Here is a 17218-nt window from a genome sequence, read left to right as displayed (position 1 = left end):
CCTCCCCCCCCCCCTCCCCCCCCTCCCTCCCTCCCCCCCCCGGGGCAGCGTCGGTCTAGCGGCCCAACGGCAGTGCGTAGAAGGTGCGGTCGCGCCACACCACGGCGGTGCGCCCGGCCGAGACGCCTTGGTAGCCGGATGCCGGGGTGCGGTCCCCCGCGTCCTGGAACTTCCACAGCCTGCTGCCGTCCGCCGTGGCGAAGGCGGTGACTTGCGTGGAGTCCAGGACCACCGCCGTGCGGCCGTCGGAGGAGAGCAGCAGCCGCGGCTCCCCGGCGCCACCGGACTCCGTGGACTGCGTCCAGCGGGTGCCGCCGGTCGCCGTGTCCAACGCGTACACCTGGTGCGCCGCGGTCGGGACGTAGAGCGTGCCGCCGTGGACCAGCCCTTCGCCCGCCGCACCTGCGGCCCGCCACAGTCGCTTGCCGGTGTCCGTGTCGTACGCGTGGAGTTCGCGGTCCTGGACCGCGAACAGTCTGCCCGATGCCTCACCGCAGACGACGGCGTCCTGATGGACGGTGCCGAAGTACTTGCCCCACAGCCGCCTTCCCGAGGCCCGGTCGTACAGCGCGAACAGGGCCCGGCCCTTGTTGGCCTTCTGCTGCTGGGACGTCAGCGACCCGCTGTCCTGCCGTACGAGGATGCCGTCGGGGCGGACGGCGACCCCTTGGTAGCGCGGCACCGCGTCCCGGCCGCGGCCAGCCGGAACTTCGGTGCGCCACAACTCCTTGCGGGCGGCGGTGTCGTACCCGAAGAGATCGGTGCGGGCGCCCGCGGTGCCCGTGAACCAGACGACGCGACCGTCGGCCGCGGCGACGGTGCTGACGTGTGCGGGCACGGCGACCCGCGCGCGGACCGTGCCGTCCAGCGGCGAGAGCCACACGAAGTGGGTCGTGCCGATGACGAACAGCGCGTCACCCGTGACGACAGGACGGTGCGTGGTCGCGGCCGAGGGCTGCGCCCAGAGCCGGCGTCCGGTGCGCAGATCGATGCCGGTGGTCCCCTCCGCGTCGCCCAGGACGAGCACCCGGCCGCGCCACGCGGACGCCTGCACGGGCTCGTTCCCCGTGTGCCGGTAGGCCCACAGCGGCGTGGGCGGCACACCGGGCAGCGATCGCGCGGTGGGTACGGGAGCCGGTGTGGGCGCGGTGGACCGTGTGCCGCGGCCCGCCACGGCCATGCCCAGCCCGCCACCGACGACCAGGCCGGCGGCCCCGGCGACCGCCCCGACGACCAGTGCCCGCCGTTCCGCACCGGCCTTCGCGGCGAGCACCGAGGCGGTGAGGGGTGACTTGGGGACGTCGGCGCCGCCTCCCGCGGGCCCGGAGAGCCGATCGGGGAGCGTCACCGAGGGGCCTGCCGTTCCGGGGGCGCCGAGCACTGCCCGGCCCGTCGCCGACTCCGTGCGGCCGGGGAGGGGCTCGGGCAGGCCCGCCGGGGAGGCGTTCGTGCGGTCCGGTCCGGCGGGTAGCGCCCTCGGGGTCGTCTCCGCTGCCGCGGGAGCCGTGAGGGAGTCCGCTTCCGTCCCGGACCCGGGGAGGTCCGGGGATGTCGTATCCGTGGTGGTGACGGCGGCGAGGGAGAGGGTGGTGGTGCCGGGCGACCCGCCACTCAGGGCCCGTGCCGTTCCGCCGCCGACCGGGACCAGCGCCCGTACGCGGGGCGTCCCGCCCCCGGCGTCCGGGACAGCGTCCCTCTGCGAGCCCCTGGCGGCGGGTAGCAGGACGCCGGGGGAGGAGCCGCCGGGGCCGGTCGTGACCGGACCGGCTGGCCCGGTGGCGACCGCGGGCCGGACGGTACCGGTGGTGGCCGCGCGGTGCGGACCTTGCCGTCCGTCCTCCGGCGCGGTGCCGATCGCGCCGTCCTCGCCGGAGGGCGTACCGGCCGGGTCGTCGGTGCCTCCGGGTGCGCCCTTGGCCCGGGGATCACCCGCGAAGTTGGTCCCGCGCCGCAGGCGCCGCAGTGACTCCACTTCCGCCTCGGCCGCGTCGAGGGCGGTGACGAGAGGTACCGGCAGCCACCCGTCCTCTGCCAGGGCTGCGGCTCCTTCCAGGGCCAGCGCGGCCGCGACGCTGCCGGCGGTGGGACGGTCGGCGGGCGACTTGGCCAGGCAGGAGGCGACGAGCGGGCGCAACCCCACGGGCACGCCGTCGAGTCCTGGCTCCGCGTCCGCGATGGCCGTGCCGTCTGCGAACGGGGTCGTGCCCGTCGCCGCGTACGCCAGTAGCAGGCCGAGGACGAAGACGTCGGACGCGGTGCCGGGCTTCTCACCGGCGAGTTGCTCCGGGGTGAGGTAGTCGAGCCGTACGGACAGACCGCCGCCGGGGCCGGCTTCGGCGTGTGCGGCGGCACCGAGGGCCCCGAAGGCCGCGAGCCGCGGGCCGTCCGCGGCCAGGAGGACCGTCTCCGGGGCGAGGCCGTGCAGCACCGTGCCGGTGGCGTGGACGCGGGAGAGCGTCTCGGCGAGGCCCGCGCCGAGGACCCGTACCGCCCGCTCGGGCAGCGGGCCGCCGAGCGCGATCGCCTCGGCGAGTGTGAGGGAGGGGACGTAGGCGCTCGCCGTCCACAGCTCGGCTCCCTCCGTGGAGGACCTCCGGGGAGCGAGGACCCAGCCGCCGCTCAGCCGCTCCGCGATGCGTGCTTCCACCGCGAACCGGTGCCGGAACGCGGGGAGCGTCGCGAGCGCGGGCCTGGCGAGGGAGACGACGACCACGGTCCCGTCGTCGTCGGCCGCCAGGTACCGGACGGTGCTCGCGGTCCCGCGGAAGCGCGACAGCGTGACGTAGGGGCCGATGCGGCGCGGATCGTCGTCCTGCAGCGGCTGCACCGGCTCCATCGGTGGGTTCCCCCCTGTGTGCGTGGCGTTGCCGTGATCCTATTCGGCCGGCTTCGGCTTCGACCAGGGCCAGTTGAGCCGGCGCCGCTCCCGGCCGGCGGGGGCGTACTCGTACTTCCATCCGCGCGGCAGCGCCAGCCGCTTGGTATGGCCCGCCGGGACACGGCGGTACGCGTGCACCGTGGGGGGACCGCCGGCGTCATCGGGCACCGGCACCTCGTACCACAGCGGGGGATTGCCGGTGGGGCCCACCAGCACGGGCAGGACCCGCCCGTCCAGCGGCCCGCCGACGAAGGGGGTGTTCTCGCTTCTCACCCGCCCAGTCTCGCTCACTCCTGCGCAGAGAGCAGGTGCGCGGCCCCGCCGACGAGCGGGACCACCCGCCGGGCGAGCGTCCCGACCGGACCGGCGCCGCTCTCGCGGCCGACGAGCTCGCCGAGCACGGCCGCGGTCTCGGAGTCGGTGGCCGCGGTGGCGGTGAGCAGGGCCAGCAGGTGGTCGACGAGCCAGTCGCGCAGCTCTTCGACGGGCGGCTGCTTGCCCTCGTCGAGCCAGATGAGGGACGCGGCCTCGACCGCCGCGATCCACGTGCGCACCATCATCCGCAGCCGCGGCCCGGGGGCCGGCACCCCGAGGTGGACGAGGATCTGCTCCGCGGCGGCGCGACGCACCCGGTCGACGATCGCACCGGTGCGCGACGTCTCGGCGACGCTGCCGCCCTGGAGCAGCGCGCTGAACCCGGTGCCGTGCTCGTCGACGAAGACGAGGTAGCGGTCCAGCACCCGCCCGAGGCGCGCGGTGGGCGGGCCCTTCGGGGGCTCGGTGAAGCAGAGCACCAGAGCGTCCGCGGAGCTGCACAGTGCAGCCTCGTACAGCTGCTGCTTCCCTCCGGGGAAGTACCGGTACACGAGCGGCCGTGAGACTCCGGCGACTTCGGCGACGTCGTCGAGCGACACGTCCTCCGGTGCTCGGTGCGCGAACAGCGTGAGAGCAGCGCCGAGGAGCTGGCTGCGCCGCTCCTCGACGCTGAGCCGCCGGTACGCGCGGTGCGTGGCAGGAGCACTCGGGGTCATGCCCGCAGCGTAACCGCAGCCCCCGCATCCCAGGGCGCGGAATCCCGGGGTCCGGACCGGGTCCCGGGACCCGGCGCGGGCCGCTTCCGCAGCTTCGGGAGCCGTCAGGGCAGTAGGCCCGAGCTCTTCCACAGCCTGCGGCCCGCACCGCGCAGTACGCCGATGTCGTCGAGGAAGTCCGTGAGGCGCTTCGCTCCGCTCTGCATGACCTCGCGGCGGTGGCCGCTGGCCTTCACCTGGGCGACGGCTTCGCGGCGGTCCAGTCCGACGTCCTCGTACACCCGGGGGTTGACGAAGCACACGGAGAAGACGCGGGCCGCCTCACCGCAGCTGATGCGGGTCAGCTCCCGCTCCCATCGCGGGGCGGTCACCATCTGGCGGCGCAGTTCCTCGCGGGCGTAGCGCACGTGGCGCGCTTCCTCCACCACGTGGATGCGGGTGACGCCGCGTACCAGCGTCTGGATGCGCTCGTCGGGGAAGGTCAGGCGCTGCATCCAGTCGAGGATCTCCTCGCCGAGCAGGGTTGCGGCGAAGGAACCGGGCGTTGTGGAGACGGTCTTCAGCACGCGCCCCAGGTTGTGGTAGAGCCGGGGCACGGGGTACGTCGGAGCCCCGCTCTTCCCGATCAGTCTCGCGAACATCATGGAGTGCCGGCACTCGTCCGCTATCTCGGTGAGCGCGTACCGCACGTGATTGCTGGTCACGGGCTTGTCGTAGATGTGCCGCACCAGAAGCTGCATGAGGATGATCTCGAACCAGATGCCAAGCGAGGCGAGGGAGGCCGCCTCGCGGCGCGCCAGCTCCATCCTCCGTTCCTCGGGCATCCCCTTCCACAGCGGCGTGTCGTAGAGCGAGACCAGTTCCGGCGGCCAGAACCACTTGCCCTCTTCCGCCGGGGCGTCCCAGTCGAGTTCGGTGTCCGGGTCGAAGGAGTGCTTCGCCGACGACGCGAGCAGGCGCGCCGCGACCTGTTCGCGGTCCCGGAGCGGGCCGAGGGCGTCGCGGAAGGTGGTCAGATCGCGTTCGGGCGCATGGGTCATGGCTGGGCACCTCGTCTTCGCCGTTGTCGTTCAGGAGTTATGAGACTGCGCGTCAATAGTGCCGTCAATCCCTCGCGTGGCACTTGTTGACTCAACGTCTACCAACGTGTGAGCCTGCCAACGGACCGTCAGTTGAGCCGAAGGAGCCGTTCGTGCCGACACATGACCTCTACACCCAGCCGCCCCACGAGCCCGTCTGGTCCGTCCCCGCCTCCGGCTCCGCCCGGTTCAACTGGGAGTACGACGACGGGCGTGACCGTCTCCTCGCCCTCTACCAGAAGGGCAAGGACAAGCAGTGGGACGGGGCCAAGCGGATCGACTGGGATCTCGAGGTGGACCCGTACGACCCGCTCGGCACGCCCGACGAGGCGCTGAGCCTCTACGGCACGCGCCACTGGGCGAAGCTGACGGAGAAGGACAAGGGCGAGCTGCGCCGGCACTACGCCTCCTGGCAGTTCAGCCAGTTCCTCCACGGGGAGCAGGGCGCCATGGTGTGCGCCGCCCGGATCGTCGAGTCCGTACCCGACCTGGACGCGAAGTTCTACTCCGCCACCCAGACCATGGACGAGGCGCGCCATGCCGAGGTCTACGGCCGCTTCCTGCACGAGAAGATCGGGATGCTCTACCCGATCAACGACAACCTGCAGACGCTGCTCGGCGACACCCTGCGTGACTCGCGCTGGGACATGCCCTACCTCGGCATGCAGGTACTCATCGAGGGCCTGGCCCTGGCGGCGTTCGGCTTGATCCGCGACACCACCGACAAGCCGCTGCCCAAGCAGATCCTGGCCTACGTCATGCAGGACGAGGCCCGTCACGTCGCGTTCGGACGGATGGCGCTGCGCGACTACTACGGACAGCTGACGGACGCGGAACTGCGCGAGCGCGAGGAGTTCGTCATCGAGGGCTGCTACCTGATGCGCGACCGGATCCGGGGCGTCGAAGTGCTGGAGGACTTCGGCATCTCGAAGCAGGAGGCGCACGAGTACACGGAGAACTCCGAGTTCCTCCACATGTTCAGGAAGTTGCTGTTCAGCCGGATCGTGCCGTGCGTGAAGGACATCGGGCTGTGGGGCGAGCGGCTGCAGCAGGCCTATGTCGACATGGGGGTCTTCGAACTCGGCGACTCCAACCTCGATCTGCTGATGTCCCAGGACGAGGAGCTCGCCGAACAACTCGACCGGGACCGCTTCGCGGCGGAAGAGGCGGCACGCGTGTCGGAGGTGGCGGAGACCATCGCCGAGGGCCGGCCCTGACCCTGCCGGATCCCCGTGTACGAACACCGCGCGGCGCGGCAGCACGGCAGCCATGAGACAGGCAGACCTTCCTGACCGCGCCGACGGCTCCGCCCACCCGTCGGACCCCGCCCGCGCCGCTCGGGCCGCCGCCCGCCGGAGCATCGAGGGGCTCGCCCTCGGGAACGCCTTCGGGGAACGGTGGTTCCCGCTGTTCCGGGAACGGAAGCAGGCTTACGAGGAGATCCGCCGAGGACCCCGGGGCCTGCTGGGTAGGCTGCTCGTACCAGGCAGACTCCGCCGCATGGGAGCAATCATGAGCGCCGCACGCGACAACGGGCTGGACGGGGAGTACGCCTGGCCGCGCCCCCCCGCCGGTGGCTGGACGGCGGACGACCTGGACCGGCTCCCGGATCTTCCTCCGCACACGGAGCTGATCGACGGGAGTCTCGTCCTCGTGAGTCCGCAGACCCGATTCCACTCGCGCGTCATCCACTTCTTGGTGCGTGCGTTGACGCGGCAGGCACCGGAGCACCTGGAGGCCATCGGGGAAATGACGGTCAGGCTCGACGACCGGAACCGCCCCGAGCCAGACGTCCTCGTGGTCCCCGTCGATGCGGACACCGGCCCCCGGCAGACCTGGTTCAGGCCCGAGGACGTCGTCCTCGTCGTCGAGGTCGTGTCGGACGACTCGGTGGAGCGCGACCGCGAGGTCAAGCCCAGGAAGTACGCGCGCGCAGGCGTGGTGCACTACTGGCGGGTCGAGGAGGACGACGGACTCCCCGTCGTGTACGTCTACGAGCTCGATCCCGCGACGGCGTCGTACGGCCTGACCGGCATCCACCACAAGCAGCTCACGTTGGACCTGCCCTTCCCACTGGACATCGACCTGACCGCGTTGGGACGACGGGAGCAGCGCTCCTGACCGTGGTGGGGTATCGCCGCGGTGAGCCCAGGATCGCGGGGTGTGGTATTTCGGGGCATCTCGCCGCCGCGGGTGCCAGGTGCTTCCGGCGGGCAGCTCGCAGGTGGGCAGTTACGGTTCATTTCTGTGACGCGGTGGGGCGAGGCCGGGTTTGTGCGGGCCGTGTGTCCGGAGTGCGCGGGGCGGCCGTCGTGGTCGTCGCTGGGGCCGTGAGGGGTGAGGGGCCGGTCGTGAAGTGGGTTTCCGGGCCGAAGCGTTGCCGGTAGGCAGAGGGGGTGAGCCCCGTTTCGCGGCGTAACAGGGTGCGGAGGTTGGCCGGTGTGCCGAGTCCGCTGTGGCGGGCGACGGCGTCGATGCGGGTGTCTCCGCGTTCCAGGAGCCGACGGGCGAGAGCGACGCGCTGCGCGGTCAGCCATGCGAGGGGTGTTGTGCCCAGCTGGGTGCGGAAGCGCCTGTGCAGGGTGGTGGTGCTGACGGCCACCTCGGCGGCGAGGTCCGCGACGGTGAGGGGGGTGTCGAGCCGTTCCTGGGCCCAGGCCAGGAGGGGAGCGAGGGATTCGTCGGGCAGGTCGGGCATGGGGCGTTCGATGAACTGCTTCTGGCCGCCGTCGCGGTTGGCGGGGAAGACGAGACGGCGGCTGATGGTGTTGGCGGTCTCCGCGCCGTGGTCGCGGCGGATGATGTGCAGGCCGAGGTCGAGTGCGGCGGCGCTGCCGGCGGAGGTGAGGATACTGCCGTCGTCGACGAAGAGGACGTCGGGTTCGACGTGGACGTCGGGGTAGTGGGAACGCAGCAGTTCCGTGCACTGCCAGTGCGTGGTGGCCCGGCGCCCGTCGAGCACGCCGGCCTCGGCCAGGGCGAACGCGCCGGTGCAGAAGGAGACCAGTCGGGCGCCGCGCGCGTGGGCGCGGCGTATGGCGTCCAGTACGGCGGGGTGACGGGGGCGGGCGACGTCCGGCCTGCTCGGGACGACCAGGGTGTCGGCGGCGTCGGCAGCTTCGAGTCCGGCCGTCTCGGTGAGGGTGAAGAAGCGGCCGCGCATGACCGTGCGGTCGCCTGGCGTGCAGAGCGCGAACTCGTAGAGATCACGGCCGAGTTCGGGCCGGGGTAGGCCGAAGAGTTCAGTGGCGCAGCCTAGTTCGAACGGGTTGGTGTTCTCGTCCACCAGGACCGCCACGCGGCGCGGGCGGAGCCCTGCAGGGCCGTGGAAGGATTCTTGCGGCATGTGCATGTTCTAGCACTCACGTTCAGCAGCGGCGGAGCTCCAGAATGATCGTCGGGCTGGCGCGTCGCCACTGTCCCTGCGCGTGCGTGCGACGCCTGGCCAGCCTCTTCGACCGTTCACCACCCTGAGGGGGAACACACACCCATGCCATCCATTCGACGAGCATCGATCGCGGCGGGAATCGCAGCGGGGATTCTGGGGCTGACCGCATCACCGGCCGCAGCGGCGCAGAACCGTACCCTGACGTTGGAAGCCAGTGACCCGCTGGCGGCGAAAGCCCTGCAGATGTGCTATGACGCGCACAAAATCGGGCCCCTGGACCCCTACACGACCATCGACTGCAAGATCAGCTACGCCCCGACCGCCTACCGGACCGGGCCCGGGCCGGAACACCCGGTGGGCGACCGGGTCTTCAACTACGCTTCCACGACGGTCACCCACACGCTGGCCTGGTCGGACACGGTCACGAGCTCGGACAGCTTCGAGGTGAGCTCCTCGGTGAAGTCCGCCATCTGGGGCGCGGCGGAGGTCGCGGTGACCGCCAAGTACACCAAGACGTGGACACGGTCGAGCACCGTCTCGCAGACGGACAGCCTGCCTGTCCCGGCCTGCAACGTCGGCTGGTTCGGCAGAGCCGCGGAGATGGGGACCGCCACCGGGGACCTGAGGCTCGACTTCACGTCGGACACCAAGATCAGGAGCGGCACCAAGAAGAGATACCGCCACGTCGTCATCAAGAACAGCACCTTCAGTGCGCCCACCGGGAAGAACGACTCCCTCATCGCCCGATCCGTCGCGATGACGGCCGAGCAACGCACCGCCTGCGCCTCCTGACACCCACCCACCCACCCGCACCGGCCAAGTGCCCGATCCTGGGTGCCTCCCGGTGCGGGCGGGAGGTCCCGCGCGGCGCTCCGCCGGCCCCGGAGCGCCCAACGGCTTCGGATTCCGCCTGCGACTCCCCGGAGAGCACCTTCCTTGACCCCGACGACCGCGACCTCCGGGCCGCCACCGACACCGGCCCGCTGCGGCGCCCCGACCAGCACCACCGTCCTGATCGACGATCAGGCACTCGGAGAGTTCCTGGACGCGGCGATCGGTGAGTACTACCTCACCACCTGGCCAGCGTCCCGAGCTCCCCCCGCCCTTCTGAGGGCGTTGGGCCGGACGGTCCGGGTTTCGGATCATCCCCTGGCCCGTTGTCAGCACACTTCGGAGATACCTCGTGGTGGTTCGTGCCGCCCCTCAGGGTTTGGCTCCTTTCAGCGCCTCGACCATCACCGCCCGGGCGATCGGCGCCGCGTCACCACCCCCGCTGATGTCACCGCCCGCCGCCGCGGGATCCTCCACGACCACGGCGACCGCCACGGCCGGGCGGGACGCCCCCCGTGCTTGCGCCCAGGCGATGAACCAGGCGTACGGCGTACCGCTGTTGTCGACCCCGTGCTGGGCGGTGCCCGTCTTGCCGCCCACCGTCACCCCCTTGATCAGTGCGCGTCTGCCCGTGCCGTGCTCGGCCGCCTCGACCATCAGCCGTTGCATCAGCTGTGCCGTGACCGGGCTCATCGCCCGCCGGTAGAACCGCCGATGGGCCTCCCGCACCGTGTCGCCGTCCCTGGTCGTCGTGCGCTCCACCAGATACGGGTACGACAGTTCCCCTCCGTTGGCGACGGCCGCCGCGACCATCGCCATCTGCAGCGGCGTGGCAGCCGTGTCGAACTGGCCGATGGACGACAGCGCCAGCTGGTCCACGGACATCTTCCGGTCGAAGGTGGAGGGGGCCACCCGGGAGGGAATCATCAGCCCGCCGTCGTTGAAGCCGAATCCGCTCGCCGCCTTCCTCATCCCGGCGAGCCCGACCTTCACTCCCAGGTTCGCCATCACGGTGTTGCACGACCACCGGATCGCGTACACGAGCGACGCCTTGCGGCAACCGGGGACCGGGTTCGGGAGCGCGGTCACCGTTCCCGGGATCACGTACGGATCAGGGGTGTCGGTCGGAGCCCCGGGGTCCTTGACGACCCCGGTCTCCAATGCCGCCGTCGCCGTCACGATCTTGAACGCGGACCCCGGGGGATAGGTCTGCCGGATGGCACGGTTGAGCATCGGCCGGGTCGGTGCGCGGTTGAGCCGCTGCCACGCGTCGGTGACCTCAGTGCTGTTGCCCGACAGCACCCCCGGGTCGTAGGAAGGGCTGCTCACCAGCGCCAGGATCCGGCCGGTCGACGGTTCGAGTGCGGCGACCGCGCCGCGCCTGCCGTGCAGCCCGCGGTAGGCCGCCTGCTGCAGGGGGGCCCTGATGGTCGTGACGACCTTGCCGCCGGGCCGCTCGGAACGGGTGAAGTCGTTCCAGAAGGGGAGAGGGGCGAGCAGCGGGTCCGTGCCGGCCAGTACGCCGTCCTCGGCCCGCTCCAGCAGCGTCGTGCCGTACGTCTGCGAGGCGTAGCCGGTGACCGGGGCGTACAACGGTCCGTCCAGGTAGGTGCGTTCGTACCGGAGTTGCTGACGGGTGTCCTTGGAGCCGGTGATGCGCTGCGAGCCGACCACGATGTCGCCGCGGGGCTCGTCGTAGCGCGCGATGACGGGGCGGCGGTTGGCCGGGCTCGCGGTGAGGTCCTCGGCTTGGAGGACCTGTACCCGGAAGGCGTTCACGAGCAGGGCGGCCAGCAGCACCAGGCAGAGCGCTGCGGCGCGGTGGATGCACCGGGTCACTGCGCCCCCTCCCGGGCGGTCTGCGGTGCGATGACACCGGCTTCGACGGCGGCGGGCAGGGGCGTGCGGGCCGAATCGCTGAGCCGGATGAGCAGTGCCACGATGATCCAGTTGGTGACGACGGACGAACCGCCTTGCGCGAGGAACGGCATGGCCATGCCCGTCAGCGGGATCAATCCGGTCACCCCGCCCGCGATGACGAAGACCTGCACGGCGATGATGGCCGCGAGGCCGACGGCGAGCAGCCGTCCGAAGGGGTCGCGCAGCACGAGACCGGCGTGGTAGCCGCGCGCCACCAGCAACGCGTACAGCAGGAAGAGCGCGGTGAGTCCGGCGAGCCCGAGTTCTTCTCCCGCGGTCGCCAGGATGAAGTCGGACTTCGCGGCGAACCCGATGAGGGTGGAGTGTCCCGCTCCCAGTCCCGCACCGAGGACCCCTCCGGCGGCGAACGCGAACAGCGACTGGGCCAGCTGGCTCGGCCCCTGACCGGCCTCGATGGAGGCGTACGGATCGAGCCAGTCCTGGACGCGTCCGTGCACGTGCGGTTCGAGGGTGCCGACGGCGAACGCGCCGACCGCAGCGAGCAGCAGTCCCACGGCGATCCAGCCGGTCCGGTCGGTGGCGACGTAGAGCATGATCACGAAGAGGCCGAAGAACAGCAGTGAGGTGCCCAGATCCCGCTCCAGGACCAGGACGACCACGCTGATCAGCCAGATCGCGGCGATGGGGCCGAGCGCCCGGCCGGTCGGAAGCTGGAGCCTCCAGATCCTGCGACCGGTGTGGGCGAGTGCGCTCTGGTTGGCGGCGAGGTAGGTGGCGAAGAAGACCGCGAGCAGGATCTTGGCGAACTCGCCCGGCTGGAAGGAGAATCCGCCGATCCGGATCCAGATCCTCGCGCCGTTCACCGCGGGGAACAGGATCGGCACGACCATCAGGACGAGGGCCGCGGCGACCGACAGGTAGGCGTACCGCTGCAACGCGCGGTGGTCGCGCAGCAGCACGACCACCGCGGCGAACAGGGCGACACCGAGCGTGGACCAGATCAGCTGTGCGGGGGCGGCCCGGTCGTCCGGGGTCCCCAGGTCGAGCCGGTAGATCAGCACCAGGCCGATGCCGTTCAGGAGGACCGCGATGGGGAGCAGCAGCGGGTCGGCATGCGGGGCGCGGAGCCGTACCGCGCTGTGGGCGAGCAGCGCGAGCAGACCGAGCCCCGCACCGTATCCCGCGGCGTCGGGTGGCACGGCGCCGTTCCTGGCGACGCCCACGCCGACGTAGCCGTACGTGGCGATGAGGACCGCGCCGATCAGGAGGGAGAGCTCGACCCCCCGCCCCTTCGTCGGGCTGGGGGCCGACACGGGAGCGTCCGCTGGCGTGGCCGTCATGCCACGCAACGTAGCAAGCTGGGGTGTTATGTCCGGTTATCCATGGGTGTGACGCGCTCCATGTCGGTGTGCTCCGGGTCCGTGATGCCGGATGGGTCGCCGAGATGCACGTACTCGGGCAGCGTCAGTCGTGCGACCGCCCCACCGTCGGGCGCGTTGGTGAAGGCCAGCTCGGCGCCGATCACCGCGGCCTGGCCCACCGCGATGGTCAGCCCGAGACCGTGGCCCTTGCCGCCCGACTCGGTGCGGAACCGCTGGGGTCCGTGTTCCAGTAGGTACTCGGGATAGCCCGGGCCGTGGTCCCGGACCGTCACCAGCGGCCCGTCCACGGTGACCACCACCGGCTGTGCACCGTGCCGGTGCGCATTGGTGATCAGATTGCCGAGGACCCGCTCCAGTCGGCGCTTGTCGGTCTCCACGCTCGCCTCCCGGAGGACGCACAGCTCGGTCTCCGCCTCGGAGGCCCGGATCATGCGCACCACCCGACCGGCCAGCGGGGCGAGCTCGTGGACGTCCAGGTCGACCGTCTCGTCGCCCGCGTCGAGACGTGAGATCTCGAGCAGGTCTTCGGTCAGCGCCCGCATGGTCCGCACCCGGTCCTGCACGAGCTCCGCGGGACGGCCCGGCGGAAGCAGCTCGGCCGCGGCGGACAGTCCGGTCAGCGGGGTGCGCAGCTCGTGCGCGACGTCGGCGGTGAATCGCTGCTCGCTGAGCAACTTCGCCTGGAGGGTGCTGGCCATGGTGTCCAGTGCCCCCGATACCGAGGCGACCTCGTCCTCGGGCCGCGAGGGGTCCTTGGTGCGGGGGTCGTTGACGCGGGCGTCCAGATCGCCCGCGCTTATGCGACGTGCCACCAGGGCGGTCAGCCGGAGCCTGCGGGTGACCCTGCTCACGGCGAACGCCCCGAACAGCAGGGTCGCCCCGATCGCCAGCACCGACGAGCCGACGATCGCGCGGTCCAACCCCGTGATCATGCTGGCGCTGAGGCTGTAGTCGATGTTCACCGCGATGGCGCGACCGTCGGCGGGTCCGGCCGCCCACATCGTCGGCCGGCCCGCGAGGTCGGAGACCATCGTGCCGCGCCGGCCGCTCAGGGCGAGTGCCCGCAGCTCGGCCGGCAGGCCCGGGGGATCCACGGCGCCGGGCCGTCCCACCGGGTCGCCCGCCTCGTACGCCTCCGTCGCGTCCTCCAGCCGGACCAGGGCCTTGTCCCGTGCCTGGTCGACGGTCTGCTTGGTCACCGACACGTGCACCAGCACGCCGAGTAGTGCCGCGAGGGAGCAGCACATCACGGTGATGAAGACGGCGGCCTTCCAGGTCAGCGTCGCGGTCCAGGCAGGCGGTCGCAGTCGCGGCCGTGGCCTGCGCGTGGCGGGTCGACGGTTCATCGGGTGTCCGCCGAGGCTTCGGGGGTTGCGGACGTGGACGGCTTGATCCGGATGATCTCGTCACGGGCGGGGAGCATGGCCCGCTGCCGTTCGTCCCAGGACCACGCCGTCCGGTACTCGTAGCCCGGGATGCCCGCGGAGAGGGAGCGCATGATCAGGTCCCGGCCGGCCAGCGAGACGCTGACGATGGGCTCGGCGTCCTCCATGATGCGCGTCAGGCCGCCGTCCTCCGGCATGTAGACCCGAATCGACGTCTGCTTGTCGGGCAGGGTGATGCCGATGATCAGCTCGTCCTTCCCGTCGCCGGTCAGGTCGTGGTAGTGCGCCCTGAGGATCGGGCAGGCCTGAGGTTGCGCGGTGCAGTCGCGTATCCGCCGGACCGTGGCCTCGGAGAGCCCGTCCTCCCGGGCGCCCTTGGTGGGCTGGGCGGAAACGTCATCCTGGACCACCGCGGTCGGGCTCACCGCGTGCACGTCGCCGTTCGGCACCGCGATGCCGGGGACGCGTCGGGTGTCGCTCTCGCCGTAGTCGACCGGAGGCACCGATATGGGCGGCAGGTCGGGCCACAATTCGACCGGGCCCACTGCGGTCGGGGTGGAGCCGGCGCTCTCCAGGCCGCCCGCGTTGCCGCAACCGGACAGCAGCAGCACGACGGCCGTGGCCAGCGCTGCGCCGATACCGGTGCGTTTCGGGCTCACGGGGGCTCCCTGCTCCTTCTGCATCTGGGTCCTCCGCGGCCTGCGGAGCGACGAAGTCGGTGTCCTGGCGATGGTCGCCGTCGTCGAGCGTGCCACCCCGGGTGTTCGAACGGAGCTGCGACCGGCCGTTCTTCCCGTAGACCCTATGCGCAATCCAGCGGGAAGTCGTATTTGTCCATCTTGTGGATCGTGTGAATGCGGAGGGTGGTGGCGGGGAAACGTCCGGCGGCGGTGACTGCGCGCCGCCGTTCCACCGCCCCGTTGGTGGGGGTCTCCCGGCCGTACGACAGTAAATGTCCCTCATTGCGGGATTTCATCAGTTGGGTAACAGCTGTCCATAGCCGTTCACGCGGGGCCGGTGCCGCACCGCGTGCGCGCTCCGTCCGCACGGGGCGGTGCCGGGCTCCGCGGGGAGTCCCGCCCGTCCTCCCCGCCGGATGGTCACGGACGGGCCCCCGGGCGCGACGCCCCGCTCTGCGCGGACAACGCTCTGCGGCACAGGGCCAGCAGCCGCTCGTCCTGTTCGATGTCATGGCTGCCCGAACCGCCGTCGAGGACGTTGTGGCGTCGGGGTCTGGAGAGCTCCGCCCGCAGTAGCGGTGCCATGTCCGCAGCCGCACGGCCCATCTCGGCAAGACACTCGGCCACCTCGACGCGGCCGTACCGGTTCTCCTCCCAGGCTGCGCGCAGCACCGGCAGGGAGTCCCCGGCGGTGCCGGTGACCCGCCACAACGCCACGGCCGCGTCCATGCGCAGCCAGCGTTCGGGCGAGGTGAGCAGCAGGTGCAGCTCGGGGGCGGCGGTCACCGCCCGAGGGCCGATGGAACCGAGTGCGGTCGCGGCCGACCGGCGCGCGTCGGGGCCGTCCGCCGTCAGCAACTCCGTGAGCACCGGTAGCACGGCCGTGGAGTCACCGGCGATCGCCCACAGTGCCCGGGCGGCGGCCGACGCGACCGATGCGGAGGGACTGCGCAGCAGCGCCCACACATCCGGAACGGCGTCGAGTGCGGCCGGGCCGAACGCCGTGAGGGTCCGCAGGGCGGCCTCGGTGCCCCACTCGCAGCACTGCACCGGCGCCTCGTGCAGGACGCCCAGCACTTCGGGCAGCGCCTCCACGGCCCGCACCGCGGCCAACCCGCTCAGCAGGGGCGCCGCGCGGTCGCAGAGCTGTTCGTCGTGCGCCACCTCGCCGAGCCGCCGCCGCAACACGGGCGCCAGGTCTTCCGCCGCAGCACCCAGGTAGGGCACGGCGAGGGCCACGTCACGCGGTAGGTCCGGCCGCTCCAGCGCCGTGGCGAGTGCCGGGACCGCGCGTGGATCGCCGAGCCTCGCCAGCGCCACCAGGGCCCGGTGGTCGTCCGGCTCACCGTCGGCGACGCGCGCGGCGAGCGCATCGGCTGCGGGCCGCGCCAGGTCGAACAGGCTCTCCAGCAGGCTGACGGCGGCGCCGCGCAGCAATGGGTCGACGTCGAAGAGCTGTGCTCCCACGAGCTGCACGACCTCGTCGTACGAACCGCGCCAGGCCCGGATCAAGCCGTGGCACATCCACACCGCGTCCGTGCGCTGGGTCGGGTCCGTGCTGGTCAGCTGGCCGGTCAGCAGGGCGATCCGGTCGTCGACGCGGTCCCCGAGCGCCGAGTGCAGCGTCCGCAGCAGGTCGTCCGCCGACGGAGCCTCGGGGCCGCTGCCGTCCTCACCGGCCCTGCCGTCGCCGAGCCCGCCCGTGTCGGCGCCCGGGCCCGTGTCGGCGGCCCGCAGGAGTGCGGTCGCGGTCGAGGCGATGTCGTCCGGGAGCCTACCGGGGGCGCAGCGCGCCAGCTGGGTCAGCGCCGACAGCCGCAGATCGGACGGGCGGTGCGGCGCCAGCAGCGTGATCAGCCACCGGACCGCCTCCTCCCGGAGGGCGCCGTGGCGCAGGGCGATCCGTCCCACCCCCTCGACCAGAGCGAGCCGTACCTCCGTGTCCGGTTCGGAGTCCAACCGCTCCCGCAGCAGGGCCAGGACCCGCGCGGGCTCCGCGTGCAGCATCGCCAGCGCGCACGGGGCCGCGAGCCGAACCCCCGGGTCCGGGTCGCCGACCAGGCCGAGGAAGACGTCGGCGCCCGCAGCCACGGCGGCCGCCGCCATGGCGTAATTGGCCGCGTCCTCGAACTCCTCGTCCTCCGGGTCGATTTCGTCGTCGTCCAGGTCGATGCCCCCGATGCTGGTGAGCAACTCCACGATGGCGCCGCGGTCCTGGACCTCGGGGGCGGCGACGAGCTCCAGCAGGAAGGGGATGCACGCCAGTGTCGAGTCGTAGACGTCACCCTGGTGGTGGACGGTGGAGTACATCCCGTCGAGCGCGCTCTCCCGCTCCGCCGGATCCGCTGAGGCGAGCCCGCGCAGCAGTCCAGGGATGTCGTCCGCCGGACCGTACGCATGCCCCATCGAGGCCCAGTCGACCTCGTCGATCCCCGTGAACACGCTGTTCCCTCCCGCGAGCGCCAGTGCTTGGGGAGAGTGTGCACCAGGACGGCGTCGAGCACCCTGCGTGCGCAAGCCGAAGAAGCACGGTCCGGGCGGTGCGGATCCCCTGCCGGTGCCGCCCGGAGGCCGCTGCCGTGGTCGGGGGCGGTGGGGAGGGATGGACCGACGGTGCGTCACATCAGCACGTACGAACGGCCGTTCGCGGCTCCAGGCCAGCCTGCCGCGTCTCGCCGGCGGC

General features: G+C 71.9%; 13 protein-coding genes. 3 read left to right on the top strand and 10 right to left on the bottom strand.

Going from position 1 to position 17218, the window contains the following annotated elements; all coding sequences use genetic code 11:
* Positions 1-55: 55 nt before the first annotated feature.
* The 4 genes from ACFXOM_RS00200 to ACFXOM_RS00185 form a co-directional block, all read right to left on the bottom strand.
* Positions 56-2836, bottom strand: a complete 2781-nt coding sequence (locus ACFXOM_RS00200) for a PQQ-binding-like beta-propeller repeat protein (protein ID WP_385036643.1) — start codon at positions 2834-2836, stop codon at positions 56-58.
* 39 nt (positions 2837-2875) lie between these two features.
* Positions 2876-3151 carry a hypothetical protein gene (locus ACFXOM_RS00195; protein ID WP_384931617.1) on the bottom strand — a complete coding sequence of 92 codons (276 nt, stop codon included), beginning with the start codon at positions 3149-3151 and terminating at the stop codon, positions 2876-2878.
* Positions 3152-3165: 14 nt separating this feature from the next.
* Positions 3166-3909, bottom strand: coding sequence for a TetR/AcrR family transcriptional regulator (locus tag ACFXOM_RS00190; RefSeq protein ID WP_384931614.1), 744 nt, complete (start codon positions 3907-3909; stop codon positions 3166-3168).
* A gap of 104 nt (positions 3910-4013) precedes the next feature.
* Positions 4014-4949, bottom strand: coding sequence for a diiron oxygenase (locus ACFXOM_RS00185; protein WP_385036641.1), 936 nt, complete (start codon positions 4947-4949; stop codon positions 4014-4016).
* A gap of 152 nt (positions 4950-5101) precedes the next feature.
* Between ACFXOM_RS00185 and ACFXOM_RS00180 the strand changes: the two genes are divergently transcribed.
* A complete protein-coding gene (locus ACFXOM_RS00180) occupies positions 5102-6205 on the top strand; it encodes a ferritin-like domain-containing protein (RefSeq protein ID WP_384945078.1) in 1104 nt (367 codons plus the stop codon).
* A gap of 295 nt (positions 6206-6500) precedes the next feature.
* Positions 6501-7109, top strand: a complete 609-nt coding sequence (locus ACFXOM_RS00175) for a Uma2 family endonuclease (RefSeq protein WP_384931605.1) — start codon at positions 6501-6503, stop codon at positions 7107-7109.
* Positions 7110-7227: 118 nt separating this feature from the next.
* Here the strand turns inward: ACFXOM_RS00175 and ACFXOM_RS00170 are convergent, their stop codons facing one another.
* On the bottom strand, positions 7228-8334 hold the full coding sequence (locus ACFXOM_RS00170) for a GlxA family transcriptional regulator (RefSeq protein WP_384931602.1): 1107 nt from the start codon (positions 8332-8334) through the stop codon (positions 7228-7230).
* 144 nt (positions 8335-8478) lie between these two features.
* Here ACFXOM_RS00170 and ACFXOM_RS00165 point away from each other — a divergent pair, with 144 nt between their 5' ends.
* Complete coding sequence (locus ACFXOM_RS00165; RefSeq protein WP_384931599.1) at positions 8479-9168, top strand: hypothetical protein; 690 nt, start codon at positions 8479-8481, stop codon at positions 9166-9168.
* A gap of 411 nt (positions 9169-9579) precedes the next feature.
* Here ACFXOM_RS00165 and ACFXOM_RS00160 read toward each other — a convergent pair whose 3' ends face one another.
* From ACFXOM_RS00160 to ACFXOM_RS00140, 5 genes are all read right to left on the bottom strand, one after another.
* On the bottom strand, positions 9580-11046 hold the full coding sequence (locus ACFXOM_RS00160; RefSeq protein WP_384945081.1) for a penicillin-binding transpeptidase domain-containing protein: 1467 nt from the start codon (positions 11044-11046) through the stop codon (positions 9580-9582).
* Positions 11043-12428 carry an FtsW/RodA/SpoVE family cell cycle protein gene (locus ACFXOM_RS00155; protein ID WP_384931595.1) on the bottom strand — a complete coding sequence of 462 codons (1386 nt, stop codon included), beginning with the start codon at positions 12426-12428 and terminating at the stop codon, positions 11043-11045. Before ACFXOM_RS00155 ends, ACFXOM_RS00160 begins: the two co-directional genes overlap by 4 nt.
* Positions 12429-12454: 26 nt before the next feature.
* On the bottom strand, positions 12455-13816 hold the full coding sequence (locus tag ACFXOM_RS00150; RefSeq protein WP_384931592.1) for an ATP-binding protein: 1362 nt from the start codon (positions 13814-13816) through the stop codon (positions 12455-12457).
* The gene (locus ACFXOM_RS00145) at positions 13813-14514 is read right to left on the bottom strand and encodes a hypothetical protein (RefSeq protein ID WP_384945083.1); all 702 of its coding nucleotides are present in this window, start codon (positions 14512-14514) and stop codon (positions 13813-13815) included. The genes ACFXOM_RS00150 and ACFXOM_RS00145 overlap by 4 nt, the downstream gene beginning before the upstream one ends.
* A 441-nt stretch (positions 14515-14955) precedes the next feature.
* On the bottom strand, positions 14956-16977 hold the full coding sequence (locus tag ACFXOM_RS00140; RefSeq protein WP_385036639.1) for a HEAT repeat domain-containing protein: 2022 nt from the start codon (positions 16975-16977) through the stop codon (positions 14956-14958).
* Positions 16978-17218: the final 241 nt, after the last annotated feature.

It is taken from the genome of Streptomyces sp. NPDC059169, assembly GCF_042755225.1.
Taxonomy (GTDB): Bacteria; Actinomycetota; Actinomycetes; order Streptomycetales; family Streptomycetaceae; genus Streptomyces.
This window is presented reverse-complemented; position numbering and strand designations above follow the sequence as displayed.

Bases quoted from the DNA above. Each gene is read 5' to 3' on its own strand.
- ACFXOM_RS00200 (WP_385036643.1), bottom strand. From the start codon at position 2,836: ATGGAGCCGGTGCAGCCGCTGCAGGACGACGATCCGCGCCGCATCGGC.
- ACFXOM_RS00190 (WP_384931614.1), bottom strand. From the start codon at position 3,909: ATGACCCCGAGTGCTCCTGCCACGCACCGCGCGTACCGGCGGCTCAGC.
- ACFXOM_RS00185 (WP_385036641.1), bottom strand. From the start codon at position 4,949: ATGACCCATGCGCCCGAACGCGATCTGACCACCTTCCGCGACGCCCTC.
- ACFXOM_RS00175 (WP_384931605.1), top strand. From the start codon at position 6,501: ATGAGCGCCGCACGCGACAACGGGCTGGACGGGGAGTACGCCTGGCCG.
- ACFXOM_RS00170 (WP_384931602.1), bottom strand. From the start codon at position 8,334: ATGCCGCAAGAATCCTTCCACGGCCCTGCAGGGCTCCGCCCGCGCCGC.
- ACFXOM_RS00165 (WP_384931599.1), top strand. From the start codon at position 8,479: ATGCCATCCATTCGACGAGCATCGATCGCGGCGGGAATCGCAGCGGGG.
- ACFXOM_RS00155 (WP_384931595.1), bottom strand. From the start codon at position 12,428: ATGACGGCCACGCCAGCGGACGCTCCCGTGTCGGCCCCCAGCCCGACG.
- ACFXOM_RS00150 (WP_384931592.1), bottom strand. From the start codon at position 13,816: ATGAACCGTCGACCCGCCACGCGCAGGCCACGGCCGCGACTGCGACCG.